Source organism: Streptomyces sp. NPDC008238, from assembly GCF_042956445.1.
Taxonomy (GTDB): domain Bacteria; phylum Actinomycetota; class Actinomycetes; order Streptomycetales; family Streptomycetaceae; genus Actinacidiphila.
The window spans coordinates 74652-91056 of record NZ_JBIBGK010000030.1 but is presented as its reverse complement, the minus strand read 5'-3'; the positions used below and the strand labels follow the sequence as shown (position 1 = coordinate 91056).

Here is a 16405-nt window from a genome sequence, read left to right as displayed (position 1 = left end):
GTCCTCGGAGACCAGTTCCGCCTACCCCTACGACTTCGCGGTGCTGAAGGTGACCAACCCCGACTCCGGCACCTCGCTGGAGGAGACGGTCGGGGCCTCGGTGCCGGTCTGGTTCGACGCGCCCACCTCGGCCGCCATCGACTCCATGGACATCCGCGGCTACCCGGCCGCGGCCCCCTTCGACGGCTTCGGCTACCAGCAGTACCACTGCTCGGGCGATCCGGTCCGCCTCGCCCTGGACAGGGGGGCGCCGACGATGCACTGGCTCGGCTGCACCATGACGGCGGGCTCCTCCGGCGGCGGCTGGTTCGCCCGGGAGCCCGGCGGCGGGCTCGCGCTGGTCAGCAACACCTCCATCGGTCCGCAGGACAGCCCCCGCTGGCTGGCGGGTCCGCACCTGGGTCCCGAGGCCGAGGAGGTCTTCGACGCCGTCCGCGGCTGACCGGGCCGCCGGACGCCATGAGGGCCCGCCCCCGGCCGGGGGCGGGCCCTCATGGTGCGTACCGTGATCCGGCCTAGTGGCGCGCGGCCAGGGCGAACGGTTCGAGCTCCGCCGCGAGCTCGTCGTGCACCCGCGCCTTGAGCAGGGTGCCCTCGCCGGTGTGCTCCTCGGAGAGCACCTCGCCGTCCGCGTGGACGCGGGCGACGAGCGCGCCGCGCGTGTACGGCACCAGGGCCTCGATCTCGACGGCGGGCCTCGGCAGCTCGTCGTCGATCATGGCCAGCAGCTCCGCGATGCCCCGCCCGGTGCGGGCGGAGACGGCGATGGAGTGCTTCTCGCGGCGCAGCAGGGACTGCAGCAGCACCGGGTCGGCGGCGTCCGCCTTGTTGATCACCACGATCTCCGGCACGTCGAGCGCGCCGACGTCGCGGAAGACCTCGCGCACGGCGGCGAGCTGCTCGTCCGGGTTGGGGTGCGAGCCGTCCACCACGTGCAGGATGAGGTCCGCCTCGGCGACCTCCTCCATGGTGGAGCGGAACGCCTCGACCAGGTGGTGCGGCAGGTGCCGCACAAAGCCGACGGTGTCGGCCAGGGTGTAGAGCCGGCCGCCCGGGGTCTCCGCCCGGCGCACGGTCGGGTCCAGGGTGGCGAACAGCGCGTTCTCCACCAGGACGCCCGCTCCGGTGAGCCGGTTGAGGAGCGAGGACTTGCCGGCGTTGGTGTAGCCGGCGATCGCCACCGAGGGCACCTTGTGGCGCTTGCGTTCCTGGCGCTTGAGGTCGCGGCTGGTCTTCATCTCCGCGATCTCACGGCGCATCTTGGCCATCTTCTCGCGGATGCGCCGCCGGTCCGTCTCGATCTTGGTCTCACCGGGACCACGGGTGGCCATGCCGCCGCCCGAGGAGCCGGAGCCACCGCCACCCATCTGCCGGGAGAGCGACTGGCCCCAGCCCCGCAGCCGCGGCAGCATGTACTGCATCTGCGCGAGCGAGACCTGCGCCTTGCCCTCACGGCTCTTGGCGTGCTGGGCGAAGATGTCGAGGATCAGCGCGGTGCGGTCGACGACCTTGACCTTGACGACGTCCTCGAGGTGGATGAGCTGGCCGGGGCTGAGCTCACCGTCGCAGACGACGGTGTCGGCACCGCTCTCCGCGACGATGTCGCGCAGTTCCTGGGCCTTGCCGGAACCGATGTAGGTGGCCGGGTCCGGCTTGTCTCGGCGCTGGATGACACCGTCCAGGACGAGGGCGCCCGCGGTTTCGGCGAGGGCGGCGAGCTCCGCGAGGGAGTTCTCCGCGTCCTGCACCGTGCCGTCCGTCCAGACGCCGACGAGCACGACCCGCTCCAGGCGGAGCTGGCGGTACTCGACCTCGGTGATGTCCTCGAGCTCGGTGGAGAGGCCGACGACCCGTCGCAGCGACGCACGCTCGGAGCGGTCGAACTGGTCGCCGTCACGCTCTCCGTCGATCTCGTGACTCCAGGCGACGTCCTCTTCCATCAGGGCGTCGGCCCGAAGGCTCTCGGGGAGGCGCTGGCGGCTGCGGGCAGAAGAAGCAGAAGAAGAGGAGGAAGAGGAGGTCATTGGATCCTTTGCTCGGATGGTCGACGGGGACGGGGGCACCGGGCCCCACGTCAGGTAACAACGCCGCTCGGCGCCGGAGGATTCCCCGGGCCGGGCGTGTCGTCGCCGTAGGTAGATGGTCGCACGCCCTTCACCGCCGGGTCACGCGACTTTCCCCGCCTCGCGCCGGTGCGTGTCACCGTGCACCGGTTTGGCGGGCACGGAGCGCTTCCAGTCGGGGTGGCCGGGCATCGGGGGCGTGGTGGGCCCGTAGAGCCAGGCACTCAGGAAGCCGTCCAGGTCGCGGCCGGCGACCTCGGAGGCGAGGGCGATGAAGTCCCGGGTGGAGGCGACGCCGTCGCGGTGGCGGGCGACCCAGGCCCGTTCCAGGCGCTGGAAGGCGTCGGCGCCCATCTCCTGCCGCAGCGCGTACAGCACGAGCGCCCCGCCGAAGTAGACGTTGCCGCGGAAGATGCCGAGCTTGCCGTCGGCGCCGGGCGGCTTGGGGGCGGCGGCGGGGCCGCCGTCGCGGCGCAGGCGCGCGTCGGCGCCGTAGGCGGCCTTGGCGAGCTGCTCCAGGGTGAGCTCGCGGTAGTGCTCGGCGGCGTAGCGCCACTGGTACCAGGTGGCGTGCCCCTCGTTGAGCCACAGGTCGCTCCAGGTGGCGGGCGAGACGCTGTCGCCGAACCACTGGTGGGCCAGTTCGTGCACCATCACCGGCGCCGCGTCGGCCTCCCGGCCCAGCAGCACCCGCCGCTCGAAGAGCGAGAGGGTCTGGGTCTCCAGCTCGAAGCCGGTGACGGTGTCGGCGCTGAGAATGCCGTACGTCTCGAAGGGGAACGGGCCGACCTGCCGCTCCATCCACGCGATCTGCCCGGCGGTCATCGCCAGGCGCTTCTCCAGGGCCGGCCGGTCGGGGTCGGCGGAGGGGAGGACGTCGCGCAGTGGGAGGCCGCCGGGGCCGGTGCGGCGCAGGACGGCGGAGCGGCCGACGGAGACCTGGGCGAGCTCGGTGGCCATCACGTGGACGGTGCGGTAGTTCCAGGTCGTCACGGGGCCCTTGCGGACCGCCGTCTCGGGCAGGCCGTTGGCGACGACGGTGAGGTCGTTCGGCGCGGTGACGTGGAAGGCGAAGCGGGCCTTGTCCGAGGGGTGGTCGTTGCAGGGGAAGACGGTGTGGGCGGCGGCGGCCTGGTTGGCCATGGCCAGGCCGTCCTTGGTGCGGATCCAGCCGGTGTCGCCCTTGACGGCGGGGTCGCTGGTGTGGACGACGGTCACCCGCAGGCGGTCGCCGCGGGGGACGGGGACGGCGGGCGTGACGACCAGTTCCTCGCGCAGGGTGCGGAACGCCGCCCGGCGGCCGTTGACCTCGACGGAGCGGACGTCGCCGCGGAAGTCGAGGTGGAAGCGGTCGAGGGTGTCCGTGGCGAGGGCGTCGACCCGGGTCACGGCGTCCAGGGGCCGGTCGTTGCCGCGGTAGGTGAACGAGATGTCGTAGTCGTAGACGTCGTACCCGGGGTTTCCGAGGTCCGGGTAGAGCCGGTCACCGAGGCCCGCGGGCGTCGTGTCGCCGGGCAGTGCGGCCGCGGTGAGCGCCACCACGGCCGCCGCGGTGACGGTGGCACGGCGCGCAATGGATCCGATCATGGGATACCGCTATCAGCGCACCGTGCCCGCCCGGCGGCGGCGCGTCAGCACCCCACCCGATCGGGTACTCCTCTACGGCTGCGCGGCGGCCACGGTCTCCTGGGCGCGGTACACGTCGTACACCCCGGGGACGGCGCGCATGGCACGCATGAGCGCGGGCAGCGCGCCCGGGTCGGGGAGTTCGACGGTGTAGGTGTGGCGTACACGGTGCTCCTGCGGCGGCTCCACGGCGGCGTAGACGATGGCGACGCCCTCGGTGGCGATCACCTCGGTGAGGTCGGCGAGCAGCCGGGGCCGGCCCAGCGCCTCGGCGTAGAGGGTGGCCCGGTGACCGGTGACGGGCGCGTCGGAGCGCCAGTGGACGGCGACCGTGGCACGGCCCGAGGCGGCCATGCGCGCGGCGACGGGGCACTCGCCGCGGTGCACGGCGACGGTGCCGCCGCGGATGGGGAAGCCCGTGATCCCGTCGGGCGGCACGGGGGTGCAGCAGCGGGCCATGCGCACGGCGGCGCCGGGCGGGTCGGTGTCCGCGAGCGGTTCCGCGGCCCTGCGGGCGGCGGTGGCGGCGGCACGGACCGCGGGGGCGGCCGGTTCCTCCTCTGCGGTGGCCCCCGGGTTGGCCTCCAGCCAGCGGGCGATGGCGATGCGGGCGGCCGGGGTGCGGGCGTGCTCCAGCCACTCGGGCGAGGGGCCGTAGCCGTCCCCTTCGCCGGCGCCGGCCCCGGCCCCGGCCATCAGGAGCTGGACGGTGTCGCCGTCCCGCAGGACGGTGCCGAGGGGCGCGAGCCGCCCGTTGACGCGTACCCCGACGCAGGAGTGGGCGCCCTCGCCGTGCAACGCGTAGGCGGCGTCGGTACAGGTGGCGCCGTCGGGCAGGCCCACGGTGCCGCCGTCGGCGGAGAAGACGGTGATCTCGCGGTCCTGGGCGAGCTCGTCGCGCAGGGTGCTCCAGAAGAAGTCCGGGTCGGGGGCCTCGCGCTGCCACTCCAGCAGCCGGGCGAGCCAGCCGGGGCGCGTGGGGTCGACGCGCTCGCCCTCGTCGCAGTCCGCGGTCTCGGCGGTGACGTACGGGTTGCCGAGCGCGATGACGCCGGCCTCGGCGACGTGGTGCATCTGCCGGGTGCGGATGAGGACTTCGGCGACGCGTCCCTCGCCGTCGCGGATGGCGGTGTGCAGCGACTGGTAGAGGTTGAACTTGGGTGCCGCGATGAAGTCCTTGAACTCCGCGATGACCGGGGTGAAGCAGGTGTGCAGTTCGCCGAGGACGGCGTAGCAGTCGGCGTCCTCGGCGACCTGGATCAGCACCCGCCCGAAGTCGCTGCCCCCGGGCAGCGCGCCGCCGCGCTTGAGCCTGACCCGGTGCACGGAGACCACGTGCCGGGGCCGCACCTCGACCTCGGAGCCGATGCCGGCCTCGCGGAGCACCTTGCGGACGTCGTCCGCGACGGCGCCCAGCGGATCGGGCAGGGCGGCGTGCTCCAGGATCAGTTCGGTGGTGCGGAGGTAGTCCTCGGGGTGGAGGATGGCGAAGACCAGGTCCTCCAGTTCGGTCTTCAGCGCCTGGACGCCGAGGCGTTCGGCGAGCGGGATCAGCACGTCCCGGGTGACCTTGGCGATGCGGGCCTGCTTCTCGGGGCGCATGACGCCGAGGGTGCGCATGTTGTGCAGCCGGTCGGCGAGCTTGATGGACATCACGCGGACGTCGTTGCCGGTGGCGACGAGCATCTTGCGGAAGGTCTCCGGCTCGGCGGCGGCGCCGTAGTCCACCTTCTCCAGCTTGGTGACGCCGTCGACGAGGAAGCGCACCTCCTCGCCGAACTCCTCCCGCACCTGATCGAGCGTCACCTCGGTGTCCTCGACGGTGTCGTGGAGCAGCGAGGCGGTCAACGTCGTGGTTTCCGCGCCGAGTTCGGCGAGGATCAGGGTCACCGCGAGCGGGTGCGTGATGTACGGCTCGCCGCTCTTGCGCATCTGCCCGCGGTGCGAGGACTCGGCGAGCACGTACGCCTGGCGCAGGATGGAGAGGTCCGCGCCGGGATGCCGGGTGCGGTGCACCTTGGCGATGTGCTCGATGGACTCCGGCATGCGGCCGGCGCGGCCGCCCGCGCTCAGCAGGGCCGCACGTCCCATCCGGCGCAGATCCGCGGCCCGGGGGATGCGCCTGCGTCCTGCGGCGCCCGGGGCGGTCTCCACTGCGTTGTCCGGTCTCATGCGGCACCTCCGGCAGCGTCACCCACCGGCGGGATGGCTTCCGTGCCGGTGCTTGATGCTACCGAGCCCATCACGTGCCGCTGCCACGCTCTCGCCCAGCGTGATCGGCATCACCCGTTCGAGCGAATACCGGGTCCTCGGAGCGGGTATCCTCAGCCGCCGTCGCCGAGCCAGGCGGGATCGATGACGCCTTCGGCGACGATCACCGCCGGCCCGGTCATCTCGACGGTGCCGTCGGGACGTTCGGTGATCACCAGGGTCCCGCCCGGCAGGTCGACCCGGTACGTCTCGGGGCGCCCGGTGACGGCCGGGTCGCGGCCGTCGCGCCGGGCCGCGGCGACCATGACGGCGCAGGCACCGGTGCCGCAGGAGCGGGTCTCGCCGGAGCCGCGCTCGTGCACCCGCATGGCGACGTGCCGGTCACCGCGGTCGACGACGAACTCCACGTTCACGCCGTGCGGGTAGGCCGCCGCGGGCGCCCATCGCGGGGCGTCCAGCAGCTTGCCGGCGTCGGCGAGGTCGTCGACGAAGGCGACGGCGTGCGGGTTGCCCATGTTCACGTTGCGGGCGGGCCAGCTGCGCTCGCCGGCCGCCACCTCGACCTCGCCGGCGGGGAGGGCGGCACGGCCCATGTCGACCGTGATGTCGCCGTCCTTGTCGATGTGCACCCGGCGTACGCCGGCGCGGGTCGCCACGGCGACGTCGCCGGCGCCGGTGAGCCCGGCGCGCAGGAGGTAGTGCGCGAAGACCCGTACGCCGTTGCCGCACATCTCCGCGACGCTGCCGTCACCGTTGCGGTAGTCCATGAACCACTCGGCCTCCGCGGCCATGGCGGCGGCCTCCGGGTGCTTCGCCGAGCGCACGACGCGCAGCACCCCGTCGCCGCCGATCCCGGCGCGGCGGTCGCACAGGCGCGCGACGGCCTCCGGGGTCAGTCCGAGCACCCCGTCGGGGTCGGGGATGATCACGAAGTCGTTCTCCGTGCCGTGCCCCTTGAGGAAGGGCAGGCCCTGCGGTGCTGCGCTGGTCATGCGCCGAGTCTACGGGTCAGCGCAGACGGGCGACCCGCCAGAAGGCGAGCAGCGCCAGCACCACGGTGATCGCCGCGTACAGCGCCACGAAGCGCCAGTCCGGGCGGCGGCCGGAACCGCGGGCCGGCAGTCCCGGCCAGGTGTAGCCGACCCGGCGGGCGGCCATGATCCCCCAGCCCGCGGAGCAGCAGCCGAGCAGGAGGCCGAGCATCGCGACGACGGCGCCGCCGTCACCGGTCTCGAAGGCCAGCGGGAAGGCGAACATCAGCGAGCCCAGCACACCGAGGGCGACGATCGGGGCGATCTGCCAGGCGCGCAGGCGCCGCTCGGGACGCAGCTCGCGGAAGGACTGCTCCTCCTCGGCGAGGGTCTGCTCGTCCAGCGGGTCATCGAGGGGGCCGTCGACCACGAGCCGGTCACGGGACTCGAGCTCCTCGCCGGAGGCGCGCTCGCCGCGGTCCGGCTGCGGTCCGTTGCGAGGGCCGGCTTCCATCGCCACGCGCCCTCCCAAGAAGTCCGACACCGTAGCTCCGATGCTCGATGATGGCACGCTCGAAGAGGCGTCAAGTGCCGCTGGGGCGTCCCGATGCCATCACGTGATCAGGCTGTGACCGCCCCGCCCGGCCGATCCGAGGGGGCTCGGCACCGGCCTGCGGTTGTTGATCTACGCGGCCGTCGCCGTCCTGCGTCGCGGGTCCCCGGCGACCGGGACATCCGGGGAGCGGCCGCTCGTCGTCACGGGTGGTCGCCCGCGTGCCGCAGCGGACGGGCAGGCGCGGACAGGGCCCCGGCGGGAGGGATCGGTCAGGCGCGGCCGGGTCCGGCCGCCGTCACGGCCTCCGCCACCACCCGCCGCAGTGCAGCGGTGCTCCAGCTCTGCTTCCCGCCGGCCAGGCCCGCCACGGCACGGCCCACCCATTCCGGATCGCCGAGGAGCGGCAGCTTCGCCACGTCGACGAGGTGCCGCAGCATCCACTCCAGCCGTACGGCGTCCACGGACCGGTACCGGCGCGCGTGCCGGTCGAAGCGCAGTGCGTGGTCCTCGTACGGGTCGCGCAGCGTCATGTGCATCCAGCCGCCGGAGCGCCCGGCGACCGTCCCCCACAAGGTGTACTCGCCCTTGCTCTGCGTGCTCCGGGAGGACTTGTTCCAGCTGAACCAGATACCCGTCATGATCCTGGACCACGGCACCAGCCGTCCCCCGGCATCCGGCTCGTGCTGGTGGAGGCCGTCCGGGCGGAACTCCACCCAGTGGGTGCCCGGGCGCGTGGCGTCCCCGACGCCCCAGATGCCGCCGGTCAGTTCCAACGGGCCCAAGAACGTGACGTCCTCCGCCATGCGTCCATGGGATCACGTTTTCTGCGGCCCCTCGGGGCCGTCCCCGCCGCCTACTCCTGCCAACTCCGGGCCCGTGCTTCCTCCTTGGCCCGGGGCCGGCCGTACCGCCGAGGAGCGCCCGCCCGCCCGGCCCCGCCGACCGCGCGGCGCCTCAGGTGATCAGGCTGTGACCGCCCGACCGGGCGGGCCCCAGGAGGGCGAGTGCCTGGCCGGTGAGTTCCTGGCCGCGGCCCGCGAGCCAGTGCACCCGGCCGTCCCGGCGGAACCACGAGTCCTGGCGGCGCGCGAAGCGCTTGGTGGCCCGGACGGTCTCCGCGCGCGCCTCGGCGTCGGTGCACTCCCCGGCCAGCGCGGCCAGCACCTGCTGGTAGCCGAGGGCCCGGGAGGCCGTACGCCCCTCGCGCAGGCCGGCCGTCTCGAGGGCGGCCACCTCGCCGACCAGCCCGGCCTCCCACATGCGGTCGACCCGCAGCGTGATCCGCTCGTCGAGTTCCGGGCGCGGGACGTCGACGCCGATCTGGACGGTGTCGTACACGGAGTCGTGACCGGGCAGGTTCGCCGTGAAGGGGCGGCCGGTGATCTCCACAACCTCCAGGGCGCGGACGATCCGCCGGCCGTTGCTGGGCAGGATCGCGCGGGCCGCCTCCGGGTCCACGGCGGCCAGGCGGGCGTGCAGCGGGCCGGAACCGAGCGAGTCGAGCTCCGCCTCCAGCCGGGCGCGCACCTCCGGGTCGGTGCCGGGGAACTCCAGGGCGTCGATGGCGGCGCGCACGTAGAGCCCCGAGCCGCCGACGAGCACGGGGGTGCGCCCGGCGGCCAGCAACCGGTCGATCTCGGCACGGGCGAGGCGCTGGTACTCGGCGACGCTGGCGGCCTGGGTGACGTCCCACATGTCGAGCAGGTGGTGCGGCACGCCCTGCCGCTCGTCCTCGGTGAGTTTGGCGGTGCCGATGTCCATGCCGCGGTAGAGCTGCATGGAATCCGCGTTGATCACCTCGCCGCCGAGGGCCTGGGCGAGGGCGACTCCGAGGTCGGACTTGCCGGCCGCGGTGGGGCCGACCACCGCGATCACATGGGGGACGTCAATTCTCACGTGCACAGTTTCGCAAATTCCGGCGGGGCGGTTTTACCTGTGGACGAGTAAGATCTTTACGGGAAAAGGGTCATTTCCGGCAAAGGCATCCACGGGAGACGGTGACGCATGAGCCTCAAGGACACGCTGAAGGCCAAGGCCGAGCACGCCAGGGCCAAGGCCGGCGCCAAGGCCGGCGACTTCATGGAGCAGCACGGCGAGGCGATCGGCTCCCGGCTGGACAAGGTCGCGCGCACGGTCGACGAGAAGACCAAGCACAAGTACAGCGGAAAGATCCACAAGGGTGTGGACAAGACCAAGGACGCCATGGAGCACCTGAAGGAGAGCGGCTCCAAGGACACGCCCTGAGGCCGGCCCCGGGTGCCGGGGCCCGCCGCGGCTACGACCAGGCCGCCACGAAGTAACCGACGCCGTACGGCGCCTCGTCGTACAGCAGCGCGCCGCCGAGCCCGGCGCCCTCGGCGGCGCCGGCGAGCACCTGCCAGGGGGCGCGCCCGGCCGCCCCCAGTTCGGCCGCCAGCGGCACGTCCAGGGCCGCCAGCGCCCCGGTGTCGGCGGCGCCCAGGGCGCGGGCGACGGAGGCGTCGAAGGGTTCGGCGCGCTCGTCGAGGTAGCCGGGGGCCTTGAGCGTGCGGCAGGTGCTGCCGTCGCCCATGACCAGCAGCGCCACCCGGTCGGACAGCTCCGCCAGGCCCCGCCCCAGCTCCAGCATCCGGGCCGCCGGCGCCTGCACGGGCACGCCGCAGGCGTGCAGCGGCGCGGTGGAGCCCGAGCGCTCCAGGAGCCAGGCCGCGAGCGTGAGCGAGGGGGCGAGGGGCTCGGGGTCGCTGCCGTCGCCGAGCCGCACCGCCAGGTTCACGCCGTAGGGGCGCAGCGAGCCCGTACCGCCGCCCTCCCAGACGTGTGCGGATTCGGCGGCGCCCACCACGACCAGCAGATCGGGGCGCGCGGCGGCCGACACGGCCAGCGCGTCCGCGCAGGCGGCGCGCAGCGGGTCCAGTTCCGGCGCCGCACCCGACGCGACGTCGGGCACGAGCAGCGGCGGACAGGGGCATACGGCGGCGGCGACCAGCATGATCGGAACCCTACCGTCCGCCGTCTCAGAAGCCCTCGGGCACGCGGTCCCAGGGCTCGGCCGTGGCGGCGACCTTCGGGTCCTTGCTGTCGTGGACCAGCTCGGCCACCGTGAAGCGGCAGATGTACGTCGTGGTCACACCCTCGTTGACCTGGACGTACCCCTCCCCCGAGCGGTACAGCCAGCTGCGCCGCACGCTGAAGGGCTTGCTGGGACGGTAGGCGAGCGCCGCCTCCTCCAGCTTGCGCAACGCGTCCTCACGCGTGCCGTCGGCGTGGCCGAGGAGCTCGAACTCCCAGCGCCTGGCGTCGCCGCTGCCCACGGTCTCCTCGGCGAAGAGCCCCCAACGAGCCATTGCGTGTCCCCCCTCGTCCCACGGTCCCGCGTCCCCCGCGGTGTCCCCGTCCCGTCAGTCGCAGCCGCATCCCGGGGCGACCGCCACCGGTGCCGGCGCGGGCGCGCCGATCGTCGGCAGGCCCAGCATGACACCCGCGGGCTTGGCCGCGGCGGCAGAGGTGCGCCGCTCCCAGGCGTCGCCCGCCGCGGTGCGGCGGACGCCGAACGCCGGGCTCTCGGCCAGCAGGTGGTGCGGGGCGGCGTAGCTGATCTGCGCCGTCACGACGTCACCGGGGCGGACCGGCTCGGCGGGCGGCGCGAAGTGCACCAGGCGGTTGTCGGGGGCGCGGCCGGACAGGCGCCGCGTGGCGTCGTCCTTGCGGCCCTCGCCCTCGGCGACCAGCACCTCCAGGGTGCGGCCGACCTGCTTCTTGTTCTCCTCCCAGGAGATCTCCTCCTGCAGCGCGACCAGCCGCTCGTAGCGCTCCTGGACGACGGCCTTCGGCACCTGCCCGTCCATCTCGGCGGCGGGCGTGCCCGGGCGCTTGGAGTACTGGAAGGTGTAGGCCTGCGCGAAGCGGGCCTCGCGCACCACGTGCAGCGTCTGCTCGAAGTCCTCCTCGGTCTCGCCGGGGAAGCCCACGATGATGTCGGTGGAGATGGCGGCGTCCGGCATGGCGGCGCGCACCTTCTCGATGATGCCGAGGTAGCGGTCCTGCCGGTACGAGCGGCGCATCGCGCGCAGCACGGTGTCGGAGCCGGACTGCAGCGGCATGTGCAGCTGGTGCATCACGTTCGGGGTCTCGGCCATGGCCGCGATCACGTCGTCGGTGAAGTCACGCGGGTGGGGCGAGGTGAAGCGGACGCGCTCCAGGCCGTCGATCCTCCCGCAGGCGCGCAGCAGCTTGCTGAAGGCCTCGCGGTCGCCGATGTCCGAGCCGTAGGCGTTGACGTTCTGGCCGAGCAGGGTGACCTCGACGACGCCCTCGGCGACCAGCGCCTCGACCTCGGCGAGGATGTCGCCCGGGCGGCGGTCCTTCTCCTTGCCGCGCAGCGCGGGGACGATGCAGAAGGTGCAGGTGTTGTTGCAGCCGACCGAGATCGACACCCACGCCGCGTACGCCGACTCGCGCCGGGTCGGCAGCGTGGACGGGAAGGTCTCCAGCGACTCCGCGATCTCGACCTGCGCCTCTTCGGCGATCCGGGCGCGCTCCAGCAGCGCCGGCAGGCTGCCGATGTTGTGGGTGCCGAAGACGACGTCGACCCAGGGGGCCTTCTTGACGATCGTGTCCCGGTCCTTCTGCGCGAGGCAGCCGCCCACGGCGATCTGCATGCCGGGCCGGGCGGCCTTCTGCGGCGCCAGGCGGCCGAGGTTGCCGTACAGGCGGTTGTCGGCGTTCTCCCGGACCGCGCAGGTGTTGAAGACGACAACATCGGCTGCCACCGTGCCGTCCTCGCCCTTGGGCGCGCGAACGTAGCCGGCCGCCTCCAGGAGGCCGGCCAGCCGCTCGGAGTCGTGGACGTTCATCTGGCACCCGTAGGTGCGGATCTCGTAGCTCTTCACACCCTGCTCTTCACGCTGCACCCATCCAGGGTAAGGGCGCCCCACGCGCGCCCGTGCCCCCGCCCGCCCCCGCGCGGAGGGCACCCGCGGGGCCGGACGGCACCCGGCGGCGTCCGCCGCGTCAGGTGTCCGGCGGCTCGGGCAGGAGGCGGTGGCCGTCCTCCCACGTCACGACGGTCCCCGCGGTGGGCGGCGGGAAGTGGGTGCCCAGCAGCAGCGTGTCCGTACCCGCGAGGGCGCCGAGCAGCGCGCGGCGGGTCCGTACGGCCAGAGCCGGGTCGGTGTCGGCGGTGCTGGTGATCCCGGGGTGGGCGATCTGCACGGGGTGGTGGAAGCTGTCGCCGGTGACCAGTGCCACCCGGCCGCCGCCGCGCAATTCGACCGCGACCTGCCCCGGGGTGTGCCCGGGCGCCGGCAGCAGGCGGATCCCGGGAGCCGCCTCCAGGGGACCCGCGGTGACGTCGGCCAGGTCGAGCAGTCCCGCGTCGCGGACCGGCAGCACCGAGTCGCGGAACACCTGCCGGTGGTCCTCGTCCAGGTCCGCGCCGGACCAGTGCTCCCATTCGGCGCGGGAGACCAGGTGGCGGGCATGGGGGAAGGCCGGTACCCAGGTGCCCTCGTCGTCACGGGTGTTCCAGCCGACGTGGTCGGTGTGCAGGTGGGTGAGGATCACCAGGTCCACCGAGTGCGGCGGGAAACCGGCCTCCGCCAGGCGCCGCGGGTAGTCGGTGGCGAGGCGGTCCCACGCGGGGTCGGCGCGGGTCTTTCCGTTGCCGATCCCGGTGTCCACCAGGACGCGCAGGCCGCCGGCCACCACGGCGAAGGTGTGGGTCGCCAGGCGGAGCGTGCCGTCGGCGGCGGCGAAGTCCCGCAGCCACGGCGTGCCCGCCACGACCTGCGGCGTGGCGGCGGGCAGCAGCCGCCGTCCGGTCCCCGGGGGCAGCGTGGTCTCGTCGACGCGGTGGACGACCAGGTCGCCCGCCGTCCAGGTCACCCGGCCTGCCATACGGGCCTCCCTCCGGAGGGTGCGCCCCAGCAGGAGTCTTCCCCGTGGGGCGGGAGAGGCACGTGCGGGGGCCGGGGCGCGGTGGAGCCGGGGCCCGGGGCCGGGTGCTGGCCACGGCGGCGGCGGGCCTGGCACTATCGCGGGGATGGAGCTCCCCCGAATCGGCAGACGCCGGGCCGTGCAGGCCGTGCTGGCGGTGGCGGCGGCGGTCGCGCTGCTGCTGTGGTGGGTGCTGCCCTCCGACGGGCCCTCGTACCCCAAGGACAGGGTCGACTTCGCCACCGGCGTGCGCAACGGGGTGTACGACACGTACGGGAAGCGGCTCCAGCCCTACCTGCACACGGACCTGCCCGGGGTGCCGGTGCGCCTGGTGCGGTCCGAGGGGTCGGTGGACAACGTCCGGAGGGTGGCGACCGGCAAGGCCGACTTCGCCATCGCCGCGGCCGACGCCGTCGCCGACTACGACGGCCCGGGTGCGGGACGGCTGCGTGCCTGCGCCCGGCTGTACGACGACTACATGCAGCTCGTGGTGCCCGCCGACTCCCCCGTGCGGTCGGCGAAGGACCTGCGCGGGCTGCGGGTGGGGATCGGCCAGCCCAGCTCCGGGGTGAACCTGATAGCGCAGCGGCTGCTGGCGGCCGCGGACCTCGGGGAGCCCGGTGACGTGCGGCGCAGGACGGTGGGCATCGACCGGGCGCCGGAGATGCTGCGCCGGGGGGAGCTGGACGCGTTCTTCTGGTCGGGCGGACTGCCGACCAGGACCATCGCGAACCTGGCGGAGAGCACCGACGTCAGACTGGTCCAGCTCGGCGACCTGGTGGCCCGGCTGCACGCCGGGAGCGAGGAGTCGGCGTACTACCGGCAGGCGGTCATGCCCGCGGACGCCTACCCGATGGTCCAGGGCGGGCGCGCGGTGCAGACGATCGCCGTGGCCAACCTGCTGATCACCACCGACCGGACGGACACCGGGCTGGTGGACCGGCTCACCCGCACCGTGATCGACAGCCGCGACCGGATCGGGCAGGAGGTGCACGCCGCCCAGCTGATGGACCTGCGGACGGCGGTCTTCACCGACCCGCTGCGGCTGCACGCGGGCGCCGAGCGCTACTACCGTTCGGTGAAGCCCTAGGCCCCGCCGGGCCGGTACGGACCATTCCGCCCGACATGTGATCGTCCCGCACCCCGAGGACGATGTTCATCCCCGTCAGAGCCCCCTAACCTGTAGCGGACCACGTACCGATGGGGGCACACGCATGAGTTCTGGGGGGATGCCGCACACCCTCGTCGACGGCCGCTACGAGCTGCGCCGGCAACTGGGGCGCGGCGGCATGGGCGTGGTGTGGGAGGCGTACGACAACCGGCTGAGCCGTCAGGTCGCCGTCAAGGAACTGCTGTTCCGGGGCGCGCTGGACCCGGAGACGCAGGCCCAGTGGGTGGAGCGGGCGCGCCGCGAGGCGCAGGCCATCGCCCGGATCGGGCACGAGCACGTGGTCGCCGTGCACGACGTGATCGAGGCCGACGGCCAGGTCTGGATCGTCATGGAGCAGGTCAACCCGCACTCCCTGGCGGACCAGTTGCGCGAGCGGGGCCGGATCCCGGCGCTGCAGGCGGCGCAGATCGGCCTTGAGGTGCTGCGCGGGCTGCGCGCGGTGCACGCGGCCGGGGTGCTGCACCGCGACGTGAAGCCGCACAACATCCTGTTCCGCCGGGACGGGCGGGCGGTGCTCATGGACTTCGGGATCGCGACCTTCGAGGGCGCCGCCCAGGTGACGCGGCTGCACGAGACGGTCGGCACCCCGCAGTACCTGGCGCCCGAGCTCGCCAACCGGCTGACGCCGACGCCCGCCGCCGACCTGTGGTCGCTGGGCGTCACTCTGTACGAGATGGTCGAGGGCCGGGCCCCCTTCCGCGGCCCGACGCCGTACGAGGTGCTGGAGGCCGTCCGCACGGCCGAGCCGCCGCCGACGGCGCACGCGGGGCCGCTGCGCCCGCTGATCGACGGGCTGCTGGTCAAGGAGCCGGGGGCGCGGCTGTCGGCCGAGCGCGCCGAGCAGTTGCTGCAGCACGTGGCGCAGGAGACCCCGCAGTTCCCGGTGGCCGTCCACCCGGACTACGACCCGGACGCCACGCGGACGGACGCGGGCGCCGTACCGGAGCCGCGCACGACCGAGCCCGGCGTCGACCCGCCCCCGGTGCAGGAGCCCGCGCGGCGGACGCCGCGTCGCCGCTGGCGGGCGCTCCTGGCGGGCGGGGTGGGCCTGGCCGTCCTCGCCGCCGGCGGGTGGTTCGCCGTGGACCGGATGCGGGACGACGGGCCGGACCTGTCCGGTTCGCCGACCATCAGGACGGCGCGTGAGCGCGGCTACCTTGTCGTGGGCGTCAAGAAGGACCAGCCGGGCCTCAGCGAGGCCTCCAGCGGCGCGGAGGACGGCTACACGGGCTTCGACATCGACCTGGCACGGGCCATCGCCAGGCATCTGGGCTTCAAGAAGGTGCAGTTCACGGTCGTGGACACCCAGTCCCGCGAGTACTTCCTGCGGGCCGGGTACGTCGACTACATAGTGGCCAGCTATTCGATAACGGAGGCGCGCAAGAAGGACGTCGACTTCGCGGGCCCCTACTACCAGGCCGGCCAGGACTTCCTCGTGCGCACGGACGCCCCCGTCCACAGCGTGCAGGACCTGTTCGGCCGCGAGGTCTGCACCGTCACGGACTCGACGCCCGCGGAACGGCTCCGCAGGGAGTACCCGCAGATAAAGACCGAGCAGCAGGCCTCGTACGGGCTCTGCGTCAAGGAACTGCTCGCGGGCAAGGTCGACGCCGTGTCCACCGACGACATCATCCTGGCCGGCTACCGCGCCCAGCACACCCAGCAACTGAGGCTGCTGGGTGTGCCGTTCGGCACGGAGGAGTACGGCGTGGGGCTGCAGAAGAACGAGCCCGAGCTGAAGCACGCCATATGTGACGCCATCAAGGAGGAGATCTCCTCCGGGGCCTGGCGCACCTCCTACGTCAAGCACCTCAAGCCGCTGGCCTCCCAGGAGGTGGCCGACCAGCGCCCGAGACCGGACGAGATGAGCGAGTGCGAATAGGCCCGCGCG

Annotated in this window: 14 protein-coding genes and 1 pseudogene; 4 read left to right on the top strand and 11 right to left on the bottom strand. The window is 73.5% G+C overall.

From position 1 onward, the window contains the following. A pseudogene (locus ACFZAU_RS36065) lies at positions 1 to 442 on the top strand (hypothetical protein); the annotation flags it as partial. A gap of 73 nt (positions 443 to 515) precedes the next feature. Here ACFZAU_RS36065 and hflX read toward each other — a convergent pair. The 7 genes from hflX to miaA all read right to left on the bottom strand — a co-directional run bounded on the left by hflX (position 516) and on the right by miaA (position 9323). Further along, positions 516 to 2024 carry a GTPase HflX gene (gene hflX, locus ACFZAU_RS36060; protein ID WP_500555670.1) on the bottom strand — a complete coding sequence of 503 codons (1509 nt, stop codon included), beginning with the start codon at positions 2022 to 2024 and terminating at the stop codon, positions 516 to 518. Positions 2025 to 2165: 141 nt separating this feature from the next. Next, on the bottom strand, positions 2166 to 3650 hold the full coding sequence (locus ACFZAU_RS36055) for a M1 family metallopeptidase (RefSeq protein WP_500555669.1): 1485 nt from the start codon (positions 3648 to 3650) through the stop codon (positions 2166 to 2168). A 72-nt stretch (positions 3651 to 3722) separates the two neighbouring features. Continuing rightward, positions 3723 to 5861 carry a RelA/SpoT family protein gene (locus ACFZAU_RS36050; protein ID WP_500555668.1) on the bottom strand — a complete coding sequence of 713 codons (2139 nt, stop codon included), beginning with the start codon at positions 5859 to 5861 and terminating at the stop codon, positions 3723 to 3725. Positions 5862 to 6013: 152 nt separating this feature from the next. Continuing rightward, positions 6014 to 6892 (bottom strand): diaminopimelate epimerase, encoded by an 879-nt coding sequence (gene dapF / locus ACFZAU_RS36045; RefSeq protein ID WP_500555667.1) that lies wholly within the window; start codon positions 6890 to 6892, stop codon positions 6014 to 6016. A 16-nt stretch (positions 6893 to 6908) separates the two neighbouring features. Further along, the gene (locus ACFZAU_RS36040) at positions 6909 to 7385 is read right to left on the bottom strand and encodes a hypothetical protein (protein WP_500555666.1); all 477 of its coding nucleotides are present in this window, start codon (positions 7383 to 7385) and stop codon (positions 6909 to 6911) included. A gap of 311 nt (positions 7386 to 7696) precedes the next feature. After that, a complete protein-coding gene (locus tag ACFZAU_RS36035; protein WP_500555665.1) occupies positions 7697 to 8230 on the bottom strand; it encodes a hypothetical protein in 534 nt (177 codons plus the stop codon). 151 nt (positions 8231 to 8381) lie between these two features. Further along, on the bottom strand, positions 8382 to 9323 hold the full coding sequence (gene miaA, locus ACFZAU_RS36030; RefSeq protein WP_500555664.1) for a tRNA (adenosine(37)-N6)-dimethylallyltransferase MiaA: 942 nt from the start codon (positions 9321 to 9323) through the stop codon (positions 8382 to 8384). Between the two features lie 108 nt (positions 9324 to 9431). On the opposite strand from miaA, the gene ACFZAU_RS36025 reads away from it, so the two are divergent. Next, on the top strand, positions 9432 to 9671 hold the full coding sequence (locus ACFZAU_RS36025) for an antitoxin (protein ID WP_500555663.1): 240 nt from the start codon (positions 9432 to 9434) through the stop codon (positions 9669 to 9671). 31 nt (positions 9672 to 9702) lie between these two features. On the opposite strand, the gene ACFZAU_RS36020 is transcribed toward ACFZAU_RS36025, so the two are convergent. The 4 genes from ACFZAU_RS36020 to ACFZAU_RS36005 all read right to left on the bottom strand — a co-directional run bounded on the left by ACFZAU_RS36020 (position 9703) and on the right by ACFZAU_RS36005 (position 13304). After that, positions 9703 to 10398 (bottom strand): class III extradiol dioxygenase subunit B-like domain-containing protein, encoded by a 696-nt coding sequence (locus ACFZAU_RS36020; protein WP_500555662.1) that lies wholly within the window; start codon positions 10396 to 10398, stop codon positions 9703 to 9705. 25 nt (positions 10399 to 10423) lie between these two features. After that, complete coding sequence (locus tag ACFZAU_RS36015; protein WP_499601919.1) at positions 10424 to 10753, bottom strand: hypothetical protein; 330 nt, start codon at positions 10751 to 10753, stop codon at positions 10424 to 10426. A 54-nt stretch (positions 10754 to 10807) separates the two neighbouring features. Continuing rightward, positions 10808 to 12298 (bottom strand): tRNA (N6-isopentenyl adenosine(37)-C2)-methylthiotransferase MiaB, encoded by a 1491-nt coding sequence (miaB, locus tag ACFZAU_RS36010; RefSeq protein WP_499602011.1) that lies wholly within the window; start codon positions 12296 to 12298, stop codon positions 10808 to 10810. Between the two features lie 121 nt (positions 12299 to 12419). After that, complete coding sequence (locus ACFZAU_RS36005; protein ID WP_500555661.1) at positions 12420 to 13304, bottom strand: MBL fold metallo-hydrolase; 885 nt, start codon at positions 13302 to 13304, stop codon at positions 12420 to 12422. A gap of 145 nt (positions 13305 to 13449) precedes the next feature. Between ACFZAU_RS36005 and ACFZAU_RS36000 the strand changes: the two genes are divergently transcribed. Both ACFZAU_RS36000 and ACFZAU_RS35995 read left to right on the top strand, forming a co-directional pair. Next, positions 13450 to 14433, top strand: a complete 984-nt coding sequence (locus tag ACFZAU_RS36000) for a TAXI family TRAP transporter solute-binding subunit (RefSeq protein ID WP_500555660.1) — start codon at positions 13450 to 13452, stop codon at positions 14431 to 14433. Between the two features lie 124 nt (positions 14434 to 14557). Then, entirely contained in the window at positions 14558 to 16396 is a 1839-nt protein-coding gene (locus ACFZAU_RS35995; protein ID WP_500555659.1) for a bifunctional serine/threonine-protein kinase/glutamate ABC transporter substrate-binding protein, read from the top strand. The last annotated feature ends 9 nt before the right edge of the window (positions 16397 to 16405 follow it).